The 20181-nt window shown below is 54.3% G+C and carries 16 protein-coding genes and 2 pseudogenes; 6 read left to right on the forward strand and 12 right to left on the reverse strand.

What is annotated here, in order from left to right:
* Positions 1-168 precede the first annotated feature (168 nt).
* Complete coding sequence (locus QQJ86_RS02835; RefSeq protein ID WP_284319390.1) at positions 169-3237, forward strand: pectinesterase family protein; 3069 nt, start codon at positions 169-171, stop codon at positions 3235-3237.
* Here the strand turns inward: QQJ86_RS02835 and QQJ86_RS02840 are convergent.
* From QQJ86_RS02840 to QQJ86_RS22790, 8 genes and pseudogenes are all read right to left on the reverse strand, one after another.
* Positions 3195-3536 (reverse strand): hypothetical protein, encoded by a 342-nt coding sequence (locus QQJ86_RS02840; protein ID WP_284319391.1) that lies wholly within the window; start codon positions 3534-3536, stop codon positions 3195-3197. The genes QQJ86_RS02835 and QQJ86_RS02840 overlap by 43 nt on opposite strands.
* A 3-nt stretch (positions 3537-3539) precedes the next feature.
* Entirely contained in the window at positions 3540-3758 is a 219-nt protein-coding gene (locus tag QQJ86_RS02845; protein ID WP_284319392.1) for a hypothetical protein, read from the reverse strand.
* Between the two features lie 393 nt (positions 3759-4151).
* On the reverse strand, positions 4152-5639 hold the full coding sequence (locus tag QQJ86_RS02850) for a family 20 glycosylhydrolase (protein WP_284319393.1): 1488 nt from the start codon (positions 5637-5639) through the stop codon (positions 4152-4154).
* Positions 5640-5816: 177 nt separating this feature from the next.
* Positions 5817-6839, reverse strand: coding sequence for a hypothetical protein (locus QQJ86_RS02855; protein WP_284319394.1), 1023 nt, complete (start codon positions 6837-6839; stop codon positions 5817-5819).
* Positions 6840-6928: 89 nt separating this feature from the next.
* A complete protein-coding gene (locus QQJ86_RS02860; protein WP_284319395.1) occupies positions 6929-7594 on the reverse strand; it encodes a carboxymuconolactone decarboxylase family protein in 666 nt (221 codons plus the stop codon).
* Positions 7595-7662: 68 nt separating this feature from the next.
* Complete coding sequence (locus QQJ86_RS02865; RefSeq protein ID WP_284319396.1) at positions 7663-7845, reverse strand: SDR family oxidoreductase; 183 nt, start codon at positions 7843-7845, stop codon at positions 7663-7665.
* A 25-nt stretch (positions 7846-7870) separates the two neighbouring features.
* Positions 7871-7981 (reverse strand): annotated as a pseudogene (locus QQJ86_RS22785) (SDR family NAD(P)-dependent oxidoreductase); the annotation flags it as partial.
* An 82-nt stretch (positions 7982-8063) separates the two neighbouring features.
* Positions 8064-8222 (reverse strand): annotated as a pseudogene (locus QQJ86_RS22790) (SDR family oxidoreductase); the annotation flags it as partial.
* A gap of 410 nt (positions 8223-8632) precedes the next feature.
* Here QQJ86_RS22790 and QQJ86_RS02870 point away from each other — a divergent pair.
* Positions 8633-9859 carry a pectate lyase family protein gene (locus tag QQJ86_RS02870; protein WP_284319397.1) on the forward strand — a complete coding sequence of 409 codons (1227 nt, stop codon included), beginning with the start codon at positions 8633-8635 and terminating at the stop codon, positions 9857-9859.
* Positions 9860-11340: 1481 nt separating this feature from the next.
* Here the strand turns inward: QQJ86_RS02870 and QQJ86_RS02875 are convergent.
* On the reverse strand, positions 11341-12030 hold the full coding sequence (locus tag QQJ86_RS02875; protein WP_284319398.1) for a TetR/AcrR family transcriptional regulator: 690 nt from the start codon (positions 12028-12030) through the stop codon (positions 11341-11343).
* A gap of 282 nt (positions 12031-12312) precedes the next feature.
* Here QQJ86_RS02875 and QQJ86_RS02880 point away from each other — a divergent pair, with 282 nt between their 5' ends.
* Positions 12313-13125, forward strand: a complete 813-nt coding sequence (locus tag QQJ86_RS02880; RefSeq protein ID WP_284319399.1) for a glutathione S-transferase family protein — start codon at positions 12313-12315, stop codon at positions 13123-13125.
* A gap of 492 nt (positions 13126-13617) precedes the next feature.
* Here QQJ86_RS02880 and QQJ86_RS02885 read toward each other — a convergent pair whose 3' ends face one another.
* Positions 13618-14247: an MBL fold metallo-hydrolase gene (locus tag QQJ86_RS02885; RefSeq protein WP_284319400.1), complete on the reverse strand. Its 630-nt coding sequence runs from the start codon at positions 14245-14247 to the stop codon at positions 13618-13620.
* Positions 14248-14339: 92 nt separating this feature from the next.
* Positions 14340-15341 (reverse strand): alcohol dehydrogenase catalytic domain-containing protein, encoded by a 1002-nt coding sequence (locus QQJ86_RS02890; protein WP_284319401.1) that lies wholly within the window; start codon positions 15339-15341, stop codon positions 14340-14342.
* A gap of 337 nt (positions 15342-15678) precedes the next feature.
* Here QQJ86_RS02890 and QQJ86_RS02895 point away from each other — a divergent pair, with 337 nt between their 5' ends.
* Positions 15679-16584 carry a LysR family transcriptional regulator gene (locus QQJ86_RS02895; protein WP_284319402.1) on the forward strand — a complete coding sequence of 302 codons (906 nt, stop codon included), beginning with the start codon at positions 15679-15681 and terminating at the stop codon, positions 16582-16584.
* A 168-nt stretch (positions 16585-16752) separates the two neighbouring features.
* Here QQJ86_RS02895 and QQJ86_RS02900 read toward each other — a convergent pair whose 3' ends face one another.
* The gene (locus QQJ86_RS02900; protein ID WP_284319403.1) at positions 16753-17226 is read right to left on the reverse strand and encodes a ketosteroid isomerase family protein; all 474 of its coding nucleotides are present in this window, start codon (positions 17224-17226) and stop codon (positions 16753-16755) included.
* Between the two features lie 718 nt (positions 17227-17944).
* On the opposite strand from QQJ86_RS02900, the gene QQJ86_RS02905 reads away from it, so the two are divergent.
* Positions 17945-18331 carry a DUF2255 family protein gene (locus QQJ86_RS02905; protein WP_284319404.1) on the forward strand — a complete coding sequence of 129 codons (387 nt, stop codon included), beginning with the start codon at positions 17945-17947 and terminating at the stop codon, positions 18329-18331.
* Between the two features lie 320 nt (positions 18332-18651).
* Entirely contained in the window at positions 18652-19773 is a 1122-nt protein-coding gene (gene hpnH / locus QQJ86_RS02910; protein ID WP_284319405.1) for an adenosyl-hopene transferase HpnH, read from the forward strand.
* Positions 19774-20181: the final 408 nt, after the last annotated feature.

Genomic DNA, 20181 nt, shown 5'->3' on the forward strand with positions numbered 1-20181 from the left:
CGGCCCGCTGCGGGCACAAGGGCCGCTAGAAAACACTAAGACAAGGATTTCCTTTCGTTATCGAACTTCGACGCCTTGCGCCGATGCGGGTGTCTGCACGCCTCGTTTTCCCCTGTGCCCGATTGCACCTCAATCCAAACCATCCCATGCTCGACAGGAGTCTTTGCCGTGAAGTATCCGTTCAAACGAAAGCGCAGCGCATTGTTGGTAGCACAGGCCCTGGCCGTATTAATGGCCAGCGCCACTCTTCCCACCCACGCCCAAAGCGCAGGCCAATACAAGCTGACCGACAGTGCTACCCGAACCACCCTGATCAATCTTCTCAGTTTCCGTTTGCCAAATGGCACCACGCGAATCTCCGATTACGACAGCGCGCCCGTGATCGTGGCCGCGCATCGTGGCGCGGTGAATAGAGCCCATCCGGAAAACACGGTGGAGTCGGCGGTCAATACCTTGAACGCAGGCATTGAATCGATGGAACTGGACGTCTATGAAACCAGTGACCATGTTCCCTACTTGATGCATGACAAGACGCTGTATCGCATGCTCAACCGCCCGGAATATTCCGACATCTATCGTTGGGCCAGGGAGAACGGTGCTGCCAACCTGCGGACGCCCGCATGGAGCGACATTGAGAATGATTCGATATGCACCGGTGAAGATGGCTATGGCCAGACGGTCAACAGCCCCTTCTGCAACGACGGTACGGTCATGCCCCATATAAATCCCGCCACATTGGAGCAGGCTCTCTATGAACTTTACCAGGATAGCTACGAAGGCCTGGTGTTCCTTGATCTGCGCGAATGGCAGAACGTGAGAGACGTGGCAGCGATCATGTCTCACGACTTGGCTGTTGGCGATGGCTATGGTGTGTGGGAAGCCAAGCATGTGGTGCTGAAGTTCCAGACCGCCTTGTTTGCCGGCCCGGAAGACTTCTATGAAAAAACCGCCGCTTACTACCAGTCGCTGTATAACGCATCGTTAACGCAATCGGCGCTCGCGCAGTTATACGTCATGCCGACCTACACCTCCAATGGCGTGGCGAACCAGGACACCAACGGCAATACCACATGGGCCAGAACCGACTATCAAAATTGGCTGGTGTGGAATCTGCGGAACAATAACGGAAACGTCTACAACGTATTGTCCCCGCTGGTCGGTCTCAAAGCCTTCGGCGCCAGCCTAAACTACGGAAGCGACGATCTGTATACGGCCCTATGGCAGAGCGGCCGGAATATGGGCGTCTATATTCCCGAGACGCTGTGCACCATGACCAATCCGAGCACGGCCAAATCCAACCTCTTTGGCGCCAATGGCACCTACTGGGAAGGTGGCATCTGCGGCCCGCTTGCGCCGGCCATGAATGCGAACGAATGCGGCACCGCCAGCACCACGACGTTCGATCTCACCGGTCAAGGTTGTACCGACCATCGTCCGTTTGCTCAGTTTTGGCATGACAAGGCCCGCTTCGGTTTCATCATCACCGACAAACCGATCGAGACGCTCGACTACCTGATGCAGTTCCCCGGCCAGCGCCCAGGCTCGGCATGTCCCGGTTCTGTCGGCACCTGCCACATCACAGTCACTCCGCCGCCAGTGCTGATCGTGGCGGCGGACGGTAGCGGCAATTACAAAACCATCAACGCGGCCGTGGCGGCCATGCCTGCCAGCGGCGGCGTGATCGAGATCAAGCCCGGCACCTATCACGAAAAAATCACTATCACGAAACCCAGCGTATCGTTGATCGGCCTGGGCCAGGATGCCTCCCAGGTGCTTATCACCCACGACGACTACGCGGCCAAGATCAACCCCGCCACTGGCAAAGCCATGAGCACCAGCGGCAGCTACACCCTCGCGGTGAGCGGCAACGACTTCTACGCCAGCAATCTCACCATCCAGAACACCGCCGATTACGAAGCGCCCAACTTCGAGAACAACTCGCAGGCAGTGGCGCTGTACACCACCGCCGATCGCGCCGTGTTCCGTGCGGTCATGCTGGAAGGTGGGCAGGACACCTTGTACGTCGGCAACGACAAGCGCGCTTATTTCAACAACTGCTATGTGGAAGGCTATGTCGATTACATCTTCGGCAACGGCAAGGCCGTGTTCGACAGCTGCCTGATCAAGACCAAGATCCACGGCAATCTGAGCGGCGAGGCGACCATTACCGCGCAGAGCAAGGCCAGTGCCGGTGAAGACAGCGGTTTCGTATTCCTCAATTCGCAGTTGTTGTTCGACAGTCCCTACATGACCAATGCATGGCTGGGACGTCCATGGGGCGCATACGCCACTACCTATTTCGTCAACACCAAAATGGGCTCTCAAATAGAGCCGGCGGGCTGGATCGAATTCATTCCCGCTGCTTTTGCCCCGCCCGGCCAAGGCACCAACAACCTGCCCACCTCGACCTATCGCGAATACAACTCCTTCTACCCTGGCGCGAACGGCAACTGGACCGTGTTCAATCTCAGCCAACGCGAAAGCACGTCGCCCAACAGCAACATAGCGCTCAGTTCCAATGACGCGGCCAACCTCCAGCCGGATATTTATCTTGCTGGCAGCGACAAGTGGGCTCCGACCAAGGTCTTTTACGGCGGCGACCATTCGAATCAGGCCTTGCCGATCCCGACACCCGCGCCGGGCGTGCCTACCGCACCGACCATCACCAGCAACGTCGCCGGCAATGGCAATGTGCAGGTAAGCTGGGCTGGCCAGCCCGCCAGTCCGGTCGAACAGGGCTACACCATCACTGCTACGCAGAACGGCAAAACATTTGGTCCGATCACACTGCCGCCTTATGCATCGACGGGTTATATCGACGGACTTGCCAACGGCACACCTGCCACCGTGACCGTGCGTGAATTCAACGCGCAGGGCAGTAGCGCTCCTTCGGCGTCTATCCAGGTCACACCGGTCGCACACGATCCGAGCGCACCGACCAACATCCAAACGAGCACATCGAGCACCAGCGCAACGGTAACCCTCACTATTCAAAACCAAGGCATCCAACCCGTCTTCGGAGGCAGCGTTGCGCACGCGGGGATCTACACCTCCCTGTATGCAAGCCGGTCCGACGCGTATGCAGGCAAAGCACTCGCAGGCACTAGCGCAGGCTTAACTACTAACAGTTGGACGTTCACCAACCTGCGCCCCAACACCACGTATTGGATGTCCCTGGCCGCCTACAACGGCTACTACAGCCCAACCGTCATCGCCTCGTTTACTACGAAGCCGTAAAGCACAACGCACGAAGCTCTCCCCTGCTTGCAGGGGAGAGCTATTGATTGGCCCGCATACATTGGTCCAAATGTAAAGTTAGTTTCTTGACGCGCCTTCACGAGTAGCTCGCGGAACGTCACGAACTGGACGTCACCGATCAACAGCATGTGGTCGTTGAGGTTGTACTTGAAGCCGTTTGAGAAATTGGTGGTGACGGTGGGCTGTATCTGGTAGCGCGTGTCCGTGTCAAAACCCACACCACCATTGCTCAGTTTATTGTTCCAGGCACTGGAACTCAGCGAGCCGCGCTGGAACACGCCCTAGCTGCTGTAATCGAACGTAGTGCCACTGGCCGGGTCAATATCGAAGCTGGTGTCACTAAAGATCGCGCCGTGTTCCAGCCAGGACATGTCGTAACGTGAGCGGATGAACTGGGACGTGAACTCCAGGTCCTTAGTCGGGCGCCACTGGAAGGCACTGGAAATGCCGACGCGGCGGCGTTGGAAATTCAGCGCGCGCCAATCGGTCCCGCCTTGCACGTATACCGTGCCCAGGCCATGTCACGTAACTTTGCGCATCCCCGGTTTTTAACTCGGTGTTGCCAAGCTCATTCAAGTATTTGTAGGCAAAGAAGACCTGTTGAGGTTGAATGAGCCCGCCGATAGAAGGCTCGCAAACACGCTGAAAACGATAGTGGCTCAAGCCGGACTCGATACAGCATCTTTTATCGTCCGTTTTTTACCCGACGAGCCGTCACACCAGGAAGATTTGGCACAAGCAGGTATGATACCGTTTTACCAACGACCGGGCTGCCGCGCCGCTAAGTGACAGTACTGCATAGCGAATAACTATTGAGCGAGAAGATGCGTATCGGTAGCACTCTCAGATTGAGATTTCTAGTTTTCAGTGAGAGCAAATGTACGGACAAGCTCCTAAAGCCGAGAGTTCGAAAACAAGCGAGTGCCCGGACCATACTGTAAGATCTCGATGCTTTGGCGCAGTACGGAGTAGCTTAGAGGTGCTCCTGTAGCATCATGCGCCTGCCCGCGCCAGAACACTTGGCCAGCCGCTGGTATCGCGTCCTTGAACAGGCCATGGACCGTATTCTCATAGTCATAATCGCGCGCCCCCTTATCGTTCCAGACTGCAATCTGTCCGCCTGTGGGACCGTGCGGCCCCATGACACTTGCGGGGGTGCGGTTGTCCCAACCGTCGTATAAGGCATCACCACGCACACCCTTCGGATTAAAATAATCTGGGCCAAAGGGAACGATGTACCAATCGCCATACGACTCGGTCCAACGAAAGCCGTGCTCACCCCAATTGAACTTGGCCTCATCGCCCCAGTTGATCCAGCGTTGGATCAGAAAAGATTTATCCAGGCCGATCGCGAAATCGGCGCTGCCCCACATCTCGACCTGCTTACCGCGCCACTGCAAAAAATGCCCTAGCTGATTAAGGTAATTCACCTGTGAGACGATGCTGATGTCTTCCTGATTGACACTCGCTTCGTCGCCACCGATATGGATCACATCGGAGCGAAACCACGGCAGGAATTCTGCGAATATGGACTCCACATAAGCCAGCGTCTGGGGTTTGCTGGGGTCCAACGTGCCGCCGGATGGAGTGCCGCCTTGATACAGTAAGTCTGGGCGGGCCGCACCAATGGCGCCGGCGTGACCGGGAGTGTCGATCTCCGGCACGATGCGCACCGCGTTGGCAGCGGCGATCTCTTCCAATCGATTCCAATCCTGCCGGGTGTAGTACTGGCCGTCGGACGGCAATAGATCGTGGAAGACTGGGTTGTCGCTCTTTAGGCGAAACGCCTTCATTGACCAACTGCGGTGGTCGTCGCTATTGACCTGGTCGTCCAGATGTAAATGCAACGTATTGAGCTTGTACCAGCCCATGAAGCGAATGTAGTCCTCCAGGAACGGTACGCTAGCAAACTTCCTGCCGACATCGAACATCACCGACCTCTCGCTGTAGCGCGGATAATCGAGTACGTGACCACGAGGAACGGAACGATGCTTGCCGGCACTTTGGCCATCCAGCATCAGCATCTGCAACAGTGTGCGGCTGGCGTAGAACAGACCTGCGCGAGTGCGCGCACATAGCGACAAGCTGCGGCCAGCTTCCAGAACGTATCCTTCATCGCCGATCAACGACGAATTGTCGCAAGACGCGAGACGCAGCGTGATATCTCCCTCTGAACCAGCTTTCCCTTGCCGAACTTGGGGACGGATATCGGACACATTCGCAAGCTCCCGAGCGAGCGCGGCTGCCAAGGGGCGAAGCATTTCAGCGTGAGAAGGATCGATCAGAATGCGGCTATGCTCATGCAACTCCCAGCGGCCCTGCCCGCCCTGCCAGCTTTGCAATGTCGGTATGACGACTGGCGCTGGATTTGGTGCCAGCATCGGTTTCGCAGTCGCACCAAAACACGTTATGGCGAGTCCGAGCCCAATAGTGCAGCCGAACCTTCTATGACGAATGCGCTTCATTGCCTACCGAAAATATAAAATGTCCCCGTAATATAACGGCAGATCGAAACATCGTTGTAGCCCAACGCCAACTTTCAGAAGCAGCAAAAAATATTATTGCTTCCCCGGAGCAGGCAGGTCTGCAGCTGCCCGCCTGGAAGCTTGAGGTGCCGGCTTTAGGAGGTAGATTCGCCTACCTTTGAAGTCCCAAACGGTCTTGTATTGCCTGAAGAAGCCATACCCTATCGTAATGATGTTGGTTTCCGTTAGGCCAATGGGTTGAGCGGCCGCAAACGGAGAGCTGCTTACATCCATTGCCGGTATCGCAGCCTTGGCTCCAGAATCGAAACGAAGTCCAGATACGTCGAATTTCTCCATGTCGGCATGAGAAGGCGTCAAATAGCCCTCACGCGTCAGGCGATGTAACGTTTCAGCATCTGCGTAGACCGTACCGTACTGCCCGGTATCGAATGCAGCTGCGAAGTCGACCGAACCGATCTTGACGTGCATGATGGGTTGATTGGGAAGTTTCCGCACCTCAAACGGCAATTCTGCAATGATTTTCTCGCCCTTCAGATAATCGCCAGGGCCGTCTTTATAGAACGTCGCCTGGGATTGCTGGTAGTCGAGTTTCAGTGCGTAGCCATCCCAGAACCAATAGCCAATCCACCCCAAAAAATCTGGCGTAATTGCTTCCAATAATTGGGCGTTTTGACTAGCCACCTGTGTTGCACTGGCATAACTGAGCGATCCAATGTGAACGTTTTTTATGGCTGGCCGCAACATGACCTCAAAGGTTTGACCACTACCGAATAGGCCCTTGCCAATCACTGCCCCGCCACTCAGCAAAACGCGATGATCATTGATAGCCAGTGCCTGTTCGGCTCCCGTATCAAGCATCAACTTCCCCTTCACCCCAGCCACTTCGCCCTCAATGAAAGGGAACTCCCTCACCATGCTAATGGGGAAGCTGATGTGATCGCCGTGCAGTCGTATTTCAGGAGCACGCCCAGACTTGGGTAAAGCTTCAGCCAGACACGTTTTGGTAGCGAAAGAGCTAATGACGGATGCGGCAAAAAGTAGAGTGGAAATTAGGCGATGCATAGGAGGAGATACCGGGCGGGATATGTGTTTCAAGTTTTTTCCAGGAAGCCTTATGCCAGTGATTAGTCTGCACATGAGGCGTTGCCCAGAAATTCGGACACTTAAAAATAAGAATCAGTTAGTTAATGTCCCGCCATGAGCGCAAGTTGCCGTTCCAGTGCTTCGCGAGTACGTCGCGCAACATCGGCATCCACGCGGTCAGCCAAAACCTGGCAGATCTGACGCAGCTGATCGGCGGTCATACCGATGTTCATGCCAATACGCATATGCGCTTGCACCTGTGGTTCGGCTCCCGGCAATGCGGCCAGCATGGACACGGTGGCAAGCTCACGGCTTTGCCAGTCAAGGTTGTCGCGCTCGAAGATATCGCCAAACAAGTGGGTCTTGAGGTATTTATCGATGGCCGGCGCAAAATCGAATACGGGTCCCTTGACCGGGCCGCCCGCCAACTTAGTTTGGTTGGCGGTACCTGCGGCAAGCAGCGCGTCACCCGTTGGAATGGGGCGGCTGGGCGCTTCGCCAAGCGCATCCTGGATCCCACGCTGCTTGCGCGAATCCAACACTCGCATCAGCTCGCCGAGGGCATTGAGGCTGCGCGGAAATCCGGCGTAGGCGTAGAGTTGCACCAGAATTTCCCGTACGTCGCTCACCGTCAGGCCAACGTCCAACCCCTGGTTTAAGGCGGCACTCAATTTGGCCATATCGCCTGCAGCGGCAAACGCCGCAATGGGCGCAATAGCTTGCTGGCAAGCCGAAAGCGTTTCCGATGCCGTCGATGTACTCGTCACGTTTTGCAATTCCTATGTATGTAGTGGGTTCGGGTGCGCAGCAACCGTCAATCCGAAAATCGTCGACTTCAGTGCGCGGTGTAACCACCATCGACCGGGAGGGCGATGCCAACGACGAAGCTGGCGCCTGGGCTGCACGGCCATAGAACCGCATCGGCGATTTCCTGAGACCTTCCGAGGCGCCCGACTGGAACATTCTTCATCATCTCGTTCATCACTACCGTTTCGCCTTTCAGCATATCGGCGACCATCGGTGTTTCGTATGATGCCTGGGCAGATCGCGTTGACTCGGATGCCCCGCGCCGCATACTCGAGCTCCGCACTCTTGGTCATTCCGGGCAGTCCATGCTTGGCAGCATGGTAGGCCGCGCGGCCGGGAACGCCCACCAAGCCACCGTGCGATGAATTGTTGACGATCGCCCCCCCTGCCCTGCGTGCGCATCTGGATCAGTTCGTATTTCATGCAGAGTCAAACGCCACGTAAGTTAATTGTGTTGATGCGATCGAATGTCTCGCTGGTAACATCGGCGGTTTCTACGGCCGGGCTTTGTATGCCAGCATTGTTGAAAGCGGCATCCAGACGTCCAAAAGCCGTCACTGTCTGTTCAACGAGTGACTTTACATAGCCTTCGTCGGATACTCATGCGTAATCCGGATAAGTCTTAGCGCAAGACGACGGCTACCGAACCTCGAAATCGAGGGCGATATTGGCCCCATCGGAACGAAAACGCATTGAACCAAGCGCTTCGCTGAGATGGCTTCGAACTCTTCCCGCGTGCCGGGTCACGATTGCGCCATTCCTTACTCCCTATCACTACGAACCCGCGCACGCCGTGGCCAACAACGTGCTGCACGCTTGAAATTTTCTCGCGTCGCAATTCGCAGAACCCTATCGCCGTCTCAAAAAGATAGCAGTTTGGCCGTGTTGTGAAATGTACGTGAATATCCTTGAACACTTAGAGTTGCCGGGCACATGGCAAGGGGTACGTGTGCCACTACCGCAAATGACCAGTAAGCCATGCACAGAGAGCGAAGCCAATGTTGTCGAGAGACCGTACGTTCGTAAAAACCATCGCAGCCATGGGGCTTATTGCCTCCGGATGTGCTGCTCAAACCCTATTCGCCACCGATGTTCCGGAAGGATTTGGGCACGACACGACCGGCGGCGCCAACGGAGAGGTCGTCACTGTTACCACTCCAGCCCAGCTGCAAAACGCACTTTGCGGCAGTCTCAATGCAGAAGGACTCTGCGCGGACGATACACCGCGCACCATCGTGATTTCCGGAACGATCGACTTCCGCGGAGCGGAGGGCACAACCTCCGGACTTGGCTGCGATCCCTATCCCAATAAAACCGAAGCGCTGGTGCTGTTGAATAGCAGCGATACGCACTGCAACGGCTTTACGACGTCGCAGATTCCTTACGACAAGGTCGGGAACGACCCGTTGCTGGTCGGTTCGAACAAGACGGTTACCAGCACCGACGGCAAGGCGGTCATCGAAGGCCGTGGCCTTCGGTTGGTCGACGTCCAGAACGTCGTCATTAGCAACCTGACAATCCAAGACATCAACCCGAGCGTCATTTTCGCAGGCGATGCCATCACACTGGATGGCGTCGACAATGTCTGGATCGACCACAACAAGTTCTTCATGATCGGTCGCCAGATGATCGCCGCAGGCTTCGGCGCGGTGACGCATGTGACGGTTTCATGGAATGACTTTGACGGTAGCACTCCTTACGCCGCTTACGGTGACGGAGACCATTATTGGAACATGCTGTTCGAGAGCAGCGATCAAAGCGTCACCATCGTAAATAATTGGGTTCACCACTTCGCCGGTCGCGCACCGATCATCACGGCGAACGGTTCCACCGGGCACGGTGTCTTCCAGATCGTGAACAATTATTTCCAGGACGGGTCTGTGTACGGACATGGCTTGAATGCCTACAACGGTATCGATGTGCTCGTTGAAGCCAACTTCTACGATCAGGTCCCGATGCCTATTCTCAAAAACGCCAACCCGGACCAGGTGGGAAGCGTTTTTGGTCTCACCAGCGGCCCGCATAGTGCGCAGGTACCTTGCCTCCAAATACTGAAGCGCAATTGCGGTACTAACGCCATCGTGGGCACGTCCAATATCGGCGGTTTTGATCAGGACGTAAACGCACTGCAGGCCTTCAAGGGTTCGCCGTACTTGGTGCATCCATATAAGGCCAGCCAGGTACGCACGTTTGTTCCGGCCGGAGCAGGTCCCGGCCATATCTAAGCAAGTTCAAGCTTGAAAGTTCTACGCAGCTCGTGCAGTGATCATCACTGCACGGGCTTTGTATCTGCCGCACTTGTTGCTGCTCGAAGCGGCAATCGCGCGAGCACCGGCCAAAGCGATGCCGCCGACGTTCCTGCGCGGCGGGCTATCGAGGAGGCCCGAACACAAGAGGCGCCCTGGTTCGACTGCTTACGTTGGTCGAGTTGTGCGAGCACCACACCGCGACGGTCGAGGAGCGCCGCGCCCTCCGGACGCTAATCGTCCAGCTACCCGAAGCGCACAATACGCCCTTGCCAGGAAGAGCTCGCGAGCAGATCGAAAGAATGGAACCCAACTGACCCGGTGCGTGGCGCGGACCGGTCAGCCTACTCGTGTACCCTGCTCCCACAACTCCCTGGCGAATCACGAAATTCGTCAGGCCAATTCAGCACGCACCCAAATACCCGCTAGAGCCGCGTAGCATTCGCAACGTATTTCGCATTGAGCGATCTCTGCCCGATGAGTCATCAGGACCTAAATCCAGCTAATCTCGAATGGGCTTCAATAGCGCTGCGCGCGCGTGCCATTGCCCTTGATACTTCCTAGTAAGTTCGATGGTTCCAGAGATATTTTCCTTGGATGAAAGGGCTCGCTCGATAGTTCGCTCAATTGCGACATGTCTCGACCCATTCACCACGTTCAACAAAATCTACGCCATAGCTCGATCGCTACGACGTCGATCTATCTGCACGCAGAGGACGACGTCCGCCACGCTGCAACGACGACGAAAAGGCAGTCTTGATAGCAACAAAGGCGGAAAGCCCCTCAGTCCACCAAGCCGCTAAAGCTCAGCCGCTGCAACCACCGTGGCTCTACTGCGACACGAACGCCAGACACTGCTCCTGTCTTCGGGATAATCGGCATAAGTGTACTTTTACCTCCCCGCCATTTTTTTGGACAAACACCGTGTAAGAAACGGAATTAGGGGGAGTCGGCCTTTTCTCGTCGGCGCTTTGGATATTTCCCAGACCTGGACGAGGTTCCAGGCTCAATGCGCGACGCCGACTCTTTTCACGTATGCCATACCACCCGGCTTGGAGTTGAGTATGTCAGCCCCCATCACGGGAGAGCCCGGAAGTTAGGCGCCGACGAGGGGGCCCTTCGTCATATGGATGACCGATGCCGGACCGTGCCACCTTTGGGTAGCACGTTTCATTTTTCTGGCTCAGAAGGCTGGCGTGAGGCGGAAGTAATGGGGTTCAACGTAACGCCCTTCTTCAAACGCATTGTCATGCAACCGTTCAATGCCCGATCGCTCTTCGATGATCTTGGCGCAGTTGTTACTGGTTCGCTATGGATGGAAGGCATAGAGATAGGTGACTGGTAAGCATTCGGAGAGTCGATGCATGTCCTCATATTGCCAAACCATCGCGGTTGGGAACGATGGTGATCCACTTAACGTGAGGTTTGAATCTTCCAGCCCTGCCCCATGTTATTTGATATCAAATGTTTCTAGCAAAACGACCAGTCAAAAGTTGAACAGTTACACTGGCGATTTCCTGCATTTCATGAATATCGGCACCGCTACGTGCGCGAAGCGCCAAGCTCTGCACCATCGCCGTAGTCTGCCTCCCCAACATCGGAGCTGAGATCGCCGAGTCGATTTCGTTGCAAGCCTGAGCGATTCGAAAACGCCTCGCAAAAGCTTCGTCCAGCAAAGTGATGAGCCGTTTCAACGATGCCCGCACCGCAGGCGACTCGATCGCCTCTGCGGGTGCGGTGCACATTACTAGGCATCCACGTGATTTCGCACCCGAGAGATAATGATCAATAGACATCTTGAAGAAAGCGGACAATTCGTCACGCAGAGGCCGAGCCCCCGCTAACGCAAAATCAAGCGCGGCCTTCGTGTCGCCGATCACCCGGTCGACGACAGCGAGATACATAGCATTTTTATCGGGGAATGCATCGTACAGCCTTGGCCTGCTGACGCCTGCAGCATCGGCGAGGTCGCTGAGCGAGGCTCCCGCATACCCCTTTTCCCAGAATACCCCCAGCACAGCATCGAGCACGTGGCTGTCATCAATCTGTTTGGGACGGCCGCGTGGCCTGTTGCTGACCTTCATTTTCGTACCGATATGAAGATAATTATTGACAGGCCCATTTAACTGCAGAATGATACGAAAATCCACAGTCGATGGAGAACCCTATGAAACTTTGACTTTTCGCCTTTAGCCTAAGGCTGCTCGATGTGATGCGCATTGTCTTCGGATTCGGCCTGAAGCGCTCGGCCGTGCCAGAAAGCCGTGTACCTACAGGTCAGCTGCCGCTGCTCCTTAGCATCACCAACCAAGCTCGGTGAGTTCGCAACGTTCAGGCGGCTCGGAGCTACGTATTCCCAATACTTCAAGACATCAGCGCCGCTCCTCAAGCGGTGACGAGAGCGCTTGTCTCTGAATAACCAATTGGAGTGAATGATGCAACATTATCCCGTTTACGAAAACCCCTATGTAAAGGTCAACATCAACAGCAACACCGTTTTGAAACTATACCGTTTCGCTGTCGGCAATCCGGAGGTGGCGCGCTACGTGTCCACTCTGTCGCCGCCTTCCACGAAATTGGAGGCGTACTTCAAAATATTCAAAATTTCCTACGAAGTTGTGCCGGTGACAAACACCGATGAGGCACCCCGCCACAAGGTGCCGTACATCCTTGCCGGCGACGTCAAGCTTACTGATTCCGATCTCATCATAAACTACCTGAAAAGGACACAAATCAATCCTGATGCCAAGCTGACTTCGGCGCAGCTGGCATTGGGGCATCTCGTTCAGCGCACGCTGGAAGATCACCTCTACTGGATCGTTGTCTATTATGAGTTTTACGATCAGAACGGCTGGGACTTCCTCTTGCGAGCATCTGTAGGTGATCCCTCGGTACTCCCGCCACCGGTTATCGCTGCCTTTGACGAAGTACGGGCTGACCGGGCCAAGCGGTGCTATGACCAAGGAATTGCCCGTTACACGCCAAGCGAAATCTTAGAGAAGGCCTGCAAAGATCTTCAGGCAATCTCGGAGATTTTGGGTGACCACAAATATCTACTCGGAACCGATCATCCGACATCGTTCGATGCAGTTTTAGTCGGCATGACCCTTGCGATATTCCAGGCAAGAGACATGCATCCCGAGATCACCGACTTCGCCCGCAAAAACCCGAACCTTAGTCGATACATGCATCGCATGCTCGGTACATATTTCCCAGAGCTTGAACTAGCCTTCCTGCCCGCATGATATCGCCACGCTCCTACACGCCAGCCCATCGGTGTAGGAGAGGTCGCCCGAGGTTATCTCGGGCGACGTCGTTATGAATTGTATCTCATTGGATGGCTTATCCATTTCACCATTGCATTGAGGCCTTGCACGGCCATGTCGCGACAACTTTCTTTCCTGAGCATTGCGTCGAACCTACACCTACCAACTTAAGAAGTGTTGCATTCTATCTGAAGATGTGCGGGTACTTAACCGCGCAGTATTTTCTTCGCAACACCAGAAGGACTGTCGCAGCCGATGATTTACTCTTGACTAAATGGCTTACTTCGAACGGCAGTTTTTTAACCCAAGTTAGCGCTTAACTAGCAAGTATCTTATTTGTTCTTAGCGCGAAGTCGCCTATCAGCCGGATACGTCAATTCATATGTGCCACGGCTTTGCTTGCGGAAGGCTCGAAGTGTTGCGAGCAAATTCTTGCACCAAAACCGGAGTAACCCGGAAAATACGACAAAGTTACAAACGGCCCACTGTCTGATCGATGACAGCACGCCACTGCTCTGGCGTGATCGCCTGCACCGCGCTTCTTCGCACCGAAGCACTCGATATCACAACATCGGGTCTCATTTCTCGTAATTTCAGCAAGCTGTCGCCCAAAGCTTTCTTTCGCCCGCCGGAGTGCCACTGCACAAGCGTTCCCCATCCATCGTCTTCGGGATAAATAAGGTCTCCGGTGAAGAGATAGCGATATCCATGGGGCGACTGGAAGACGAAGCAAGTACTACCGGAAGTGTGACCAGGCGTTGGAATGACTTCAACACTGTCTGGCTCAACACTTGAGCCATCAAATACGACGTCGACCTTACTGTATTTGCCAATGGCATTCACTTCTAGAGCATGGCTGCAAAGCTGATTTCCAAACATCTGCTTGATGGCAGCCAATGGTGGGCCCGCTTCATCACGATGACTCACGTATTGTCGAGAAATTCCTCCCAAGCGCTGAATCGCAATGAGGTCCTCATGGACGCCCGTGCTGTAGAAGAGTGTGTTGCCGCTATCCTGGGTCAGAAGATAAGCGTGCGTAGTGACCCCGTGGAAGGGATGCTCTTCTTGTGTTTCCCATAAATCGGGGAACAATTGTTTCATTGAAGCACTTCTCGTAACCCAGGAAAAAGACAACCCGATACCGGGAGAGCCAACCACACACCGTGGCGCGACTCTTGCGCTAATCGCTCAGCTCAGCCATCAGATGACAGCAGAACGGCACCGCGGCGTGGGGTTTCTTGAGCCGAAGCCATTGCTTTGACAGCATCCGGAAGTGGGAATACTCGATAGTCAGCAAAGCTTGCCGCGTTGGCCCGGATTACGTGGAAAATATCTTTGAGGTCGCTGGCTCGTTGATCGGAGGACAACTCCCTCACGTTCACCCCTTTTAACGTCAACCCGCGAACCGTCAAAGCAATGCTCGACACCATCGAGGGGGAATAATCTAGCCCCCCATAAGTCAGCAGTGTGCCCCGATCAGCTAGGACGTCGAGCAGATCCGCCGTCATTGCTCCGCCAATTGGATCGATTGCCACTTTCGGTGCACTGCCATAAACAGCCCTCGCCTGATCTTTCCAGTCGCTGGCCGAGGTATCGATCACAGGGACATCGGGAAATACAGCGGAGAGGACGTTGGCGGATGGTAGACTTCGGACCGTCGTGATGAGTTCGAGTCCACGCATTTTGGCCAATGCGATCAGATTGCGGCCAACGCTCGAGCCCGCCGCTGTCACCAGAATTGGTGCCCTTTCATCACCAAGGCTCCAGGTGGCAGCAGTTTCGCGGAGGAGCGTGGCAGCGGTGATGCCGTTAATCATCACCTGAGAGGCAGCTTCGTCGCTGATGTCATCAGGGATAAGAATGAGATCTTCTGTTGATACCGTGACGTGTTCCGCCCACGTGCCGTGAACATGGAACAATCCGACACGTTTCCCCACTCCAAACCCGCTGGACAGATCCACTCCAGAGCCCACGGCTGCAATCGTGCCCACACCATCCCCTCCCGGGACCAAGCCAGACTCGGGAATGGGAAGAGGTACGATTCCGCGGATCATAAGGCCATCGATGGGGTGCACCATCCTCTGGTGCACCTTAACCAAGACCTGACCAGGACCGGGCGTAGGAATCCCCAGGGATTCGTTCGGTACCAGCACCTCGCTGGGCTCGCCGTGACGGCGGTAAATCATGGATTTCATTATTTTGTCCTGAGGATGGGCGCGCTCAGCTAGACACACATGCTGACTTGCGCATGCGAACTAGTACCCAGGCGCAGTGCTTAGGGTTCCAGGTACGGCAAGCGCAGCCTCATGATCACTGGGCGCACCGAAAACACCCGAGCCCGCCAGTTGCATAGCGCCATAGCCCAGTCGCTTCACACTGCGATCACCTAGGGAGAATTGACCTCCAAGATCACCAAATCGCTCGTTCGTTTGCATGAGTGGCCACCAGTCGTCTTGTAGGCTCCTATGTTGGCAGCTACGATTGCGTAGATTAACGCCACTAATCCGGACAACCTGTACGGAATGCCGAACAATGCGCGCTGACTTAACTGAGCTCAACGCCTTTCTTGCGGTGGCGGATGCCGGGGGCTTTCGGGATGCGGCACGCGAAGCCAATGTCAGCCCTTCAACGTTGAGCGATGCGGTACGACGCCTCGAGGGGCGATTGGGGATGCGACTCCTTCATCGCACGACCCGTAGCGTCACCCCTACGGAGGTAGGCGCTCTTTTAATCGAGCGCCTCCGGCCGGCGCTTGGCGAGGTCGACGCCGCGCTTCAGATGCTGGAGAGCATGAGTGGACGCCCTGCGGGAACACTACGCCTGAATGTGCCCGTCAGTGCAGCAAGATTAACGCTACCCGCCATCCTGCCTGGGTTCATGATTGCTTATCCCGACATCCGCGTGGAAATCGATGCCGATGACCATTTGGTCGATGTCCTTGCTTTGGGCAACGACGCAGGCATTCGTCACGACGAGCGACTCGAACAAGACATGATCGCGGTGCCTATTGGACCGAGAGTGCAGCGCTACGCGACCGCCGCAGCACCAGGATATTTGGACAAGCATGGTCGACCGACGCATCCCCGTGACCTGCTCGGGCACTCATGCATCGTTGGTCGCTTCGTTGGCGGAGCACTTGCAACGCCCTGGGAATATGAGCGTAACGGCGAGGTGTTTCGAGTTGATCCGCAAAGCCGACTTGTCGTCAAAGTCGGAGGAGCCACCGATCTTGGCGTAGAGGCGGCGATAGCCGGCATTGGAATCATCCATTTGTTCGAAGATTGGCTTCGCCCGCATTTTGAAAGCGGCCAATTGGAACCCGTGCTTTCGGAATGGTGGCAGTCGTTTACAGGGCCGTTTCTTTATTACTCTGGGCGCCGCCTAGTCCCACCTGCGTTACGCGCATTCATCGACTACATCAAGACAGCATCCCACTAGGGCCCGACACGCGAGTGTATCTGGCCTATATCTCGATGAAGGACAACGACGTAAATGCCGAAATTGTCGGCCGGCTGCAATAAAATCCTTACGACGTATTTCAGCTCTCCCGCGAAGAAGGTGCGGAGTCGCAAGTAAGCAGTTGGTACCGCTTGACGGATTCACCGCTCAGCCTTGCACTGCGGCATAGACCTTGCTGATGTCGAACATGTTGTGGACGGAGATGAATTTCTCCGATGCTACATCGATGGTGAAGATCGAAGTCGCCGGCAGCGCTATGCGCTTCAAAGCCGCGCCTTCACCAACGGAGAAGATCGGGAGCGCTGTCGATACGACCGTTACGGAGGATGCGGGCCGTCCGGGGAGCAGGTCTACAGGCACGACATCGCCCATGAGCGGGTTCGTCCAGACCTCGACCTTGGTATGCTCGATTCCCGCCAGGGCCTGACCGAACCCATTAGTGAACTCCCTGATGGCATCGATCGTCATGATGGGCTCATCGGCGTTGAACTGCAGCAACGTCGTCGGCGCCGGATAGTAGAGACCGGCGAGCCGATCACCGTCCAGGGAATCGACGGCGTCGTAATAGTTCTGCACAATCCGCACGATATTCACGTCTGCAAGGGGTGGTTTGTTTTTCATGATCAATTGCATTCCTTTTTTGGGGCATGTAAACAAAGATAAAATAAGTGAAGTTTAGTTATAACATGAAGCGGTAGGACGCACCTTCGCCGAATCTTCTTGCCCAGTGCAGCAATGACCTCGTCAATGGTTGCGCACCACTTTCTTGTGGACACCTATCGGCCCAAAGATGCGCTAGAGATAACAACATCGTGACTGCAAGATCCGCAACTTCGAAGGACTTTTTCTTAAATCTCATCCATCGCGCCAGTGCTATAAAGAACGAAGTATCTATCGATTGAAACACCTATTTGTCTTCGCTAACAAACGTCATGAATATTCTTTTGAAATCTCTTTTCGCTTTGCTGCGATTCATTCAAAGTATAGCCCATGATGGACTAATTATTTGTAGCTCTAAATTCCACAAAGTTCGGAAAATATGTCGCCACTAAGGTGACTTTTTCTACAGTAGGATCCGTCACTCGAGCGTGCCAAAGCTGCTACGTTCGCGATGCGAAATGGCTCCAACTCCTTTCCGTTGTCACAGCTTCTTTTCGTGTGTGATCTTCATTGAGAAAATTCGGATGAAGAATGCGCCGCCTAAAGAACCTCAGAAGAAATCAAAATAGACGGACAAACATTCATCGACGTGTAGAGTCATGCAGTCCCCCCTCCCTTTTTCATGTCATGTGGCTCATGTCTTCGATACGGAATACCCAATGAGAGATAGGAGCCGACCATGACCTGGTCTTCAGGCGAACTACACCACATCGTTAAAGCGGACGATGTCAAGATCGCATCGCTCCGTGATGACCGTATGACTCCAGGCACTCAAACATGGGTTTGGTGTGTTGCTGTGAACGGTGAACTGTACGTGCGCGCCTACAACGGAAAGCAATCCCGCTCATATCAGGCTGCCATTCGCCAGGGTGCCGGGCTGATCGTCGCCGCTGGGATGGTCTGGGTCGTGAAGTTCGAACTGGCTGCTGGGGAAATCAACGCAAGCATCGACGATGCCTATCGTGCCCAACACAAGGGAAGCCCTAGTCTCCGGTCGATGATAAACGATGGCGCACGCGAAGCGACTACCAAGGTAACTCTTCAGCGTAATACCTCGAATAACTGATAACTGCATCAATGATGCAATTGACCATTCCGTCTAAAAAATAAGGTGCATTAAGAGGTCAGCCACGCCCCATCTTCGCTTTACTGACCTATAACGGCCCTTGTCAATTCAGAGCACATCCATCCAATCAAGACATGACCACTTCATTCGCTGAATGAAATTGAGTGTTGATAGAAGTGCGGGATCTGTAGGGCAATCACATTTAATAAGTTAAACTTCATACGTACATTTTCAGATGCTTTTTAATGTTGCCTAATACTTACTTATTAGTATTTTGGTTAAAAAGCATCTAGGCTCGCTAATAACTCGGAGGAATCATTTTGGCAATCCCTCTCATTCAACAAGCCTCGATTGCGCGCTACATTATCAAGAAAAAGCTAAGCGGTCAGAAACGTTACCCGCTGGCGATGATGTTGGAGCCTTTGTTTCAGTGCAATTTGGCTTGCGCCGGTTGCGGAAAGATCGACCATCCAAAGGAAATTCTGCAAAAGCGCATGAGCGTTGAGCAGGCGCTGGCTGCCGTGGACGAGTGCGACCCGCCCGTGGTGTCGATTCCCGGCGGCGAGCCACTTATCCACAAGGACCTTCCTAAGATTGTCGAAGGCATTATCGCGCGTAAGAAGTTTGTGTATCTGTGCACTAATGCGATCCTGCTACCCAAACACATCGACGAATACAAGCCATCACCCTATTTTACTTGGTCGGTACACCTGGATGGTTTGGAAAAGCACCATGACGAGTCTGTGTGTATGGACGGAGTATTTCAGAAGGCTGTGACTGCGATCAAGTTGGCATTGTCAAAGGGTTTTCGCGTTACTGTAAACTGCACGCTCTTCAACGGTGAGCAGCCAGAAGAAGTGGCCGACTTCTTCGACTATGCGATGGGACTGGGTGTCGAAGGGATTACCGTGTCGCCAGGTTATAGTTACCAGCATGCGCCACGTCATGATGTGTTTCTTGGCCGTGCCGAAAGCAAGCAGTTATTCCGCAACATCTTCAAAATTAGTAAGGAACGTAAGAGCAACTGGGCATTCAATCAGTCGGCGATGTTCATGGACTTCCTTGCGGGAAATCAGAGCTATCAATGCACGCCATGGTCCACCCCTACTTATAACATTTTTGGCTGGCAAAAGCCTTGCTATCTGCTGGTCGATGAAGGTTACGCAGAGACGTACAATGAATTGATGACAGAAACTGCGTGGGATAGGTACGGCGTAGGCATTAATCCGAAGTGCGATAACTGCATGGCGCATTGCGGCTTTGAAGGTACCGCCGTAGATGACATGTTTACCAGCCCCTTGAAGGCGTTGAAGGTGTCAATGTTTGGCCCTCGCACGGATGGCCCGATGGTGCAAGATTTGCAGGTAAAATACGGCGATCGAACTGAAGCCACAGCCATACATATTCCGATCAGTTCGATTCAACGCCGCACTGATAGATGAAAAGTGGATCACCGAAATAAGCCATTATCATTAGCGACTTAAACGTGCTCTATATCATCGTCAGGCACCATACGTAGGCCACATCATGTGTGTGGCCGGTGAGCTTGGATGCGAATTCGGATGCCGAACGTAGCCGATTAAATTGGGCTTCATAAGGCAGAAAATAGAGTATTCGGAAAGCGCGTTCAACCTCAATTGTGGGCCAGATTATTCGCACGACCGGCTTGACTGTCGCAAATTGTAAGGGGTTATTAAGCATGCGCGCTCTGATCCAGTAGCCGGCTTTCTCCCCTTTCCTTTCAATTTTTGCAACGTTGGAACGGCCATTAGGTGACATTGCTTGGCTTGAGTTAGTGGACACTTATTGCTCACCTAGAGATAAACCGCGCAGCAAGCAGGAAAAAAATC

Origin of the sequence: Dyella acidisoli (assembly GCF_030160295.1) — a bacterium.
Lineage (GTDB): Bacteria > Pseudomonadota > Gammaproteobacteria > Xanthomonadales > Rhodanobacteraceae > Dyella_B > Dyella_B acidisoli.

Bases quoted from the DNA above. Each gene is read 5' to 3' on its own strand.
- QQJ86_RS02850 (WP_284319393.1), bottom strand. From the start codon at position 5,639: ATGCTGGCACCAAATCCAGCGCCAGTCGTCATACCGACATTGCAAAGC.
- QQJ86_RS02865 (WP_284319396.1), bottom strand. From the start codon at position 7,845: ATGGTCGCCGATATGCTGAAAGGCGAAACGGTAGTGATGAACGAGATG.
- QQJ86_RS02870 (WP_284319397.1), top strand. From the start codon at position 8,633: ATGTTGTCGAGAGACCGTACGTTCGTAAAAACCATCGCAGCCATGGGG.
- QQJ86_RS02880 (WP_284319399.1), top strand. From the start codon at position 12,313: ATGATGCAACATTATCCCGTTTACGAAAACCCCTATGTAAAGGTCAAC.
- QQJ86_RS02885 (WP_284319400.1), bottom strand. From the start codon at position 14,247: ATGAAACAATTGTTCCCCGATTTATGGGAAACACAAGAAGAGCATCCC.
- QQJ86_RS02890 (WP_284319401.1), bottom strand. From the start codon at position 15,341: ATGAAATCCATGATTTACCGCCGTCACGGCGAGCCCAGCGAGGTGCTG.
- QQJ86_RS02895 (WP_284319402.1), top strand. From the start codon at position 15,679: ATGCGCGCTGACTTAACTGAGCTCAACGCCTTTCTTGCGGTGGCGGAT.
- QQJ86_RS02900 (WP_284319403.1), bottom strand. From the start codon at position 17,226: ATGAAAAACAAACCACCCCTTGCAGACGTGAATATCGTGCGGATTGTG.
- QQJ86_RS02905 (WP_284319404.1), top strand. From the start codon at position 17,945: ATGACCTGGTCTTCAGGCGAACTACACCACATCGTTAAAGCGGACGAT.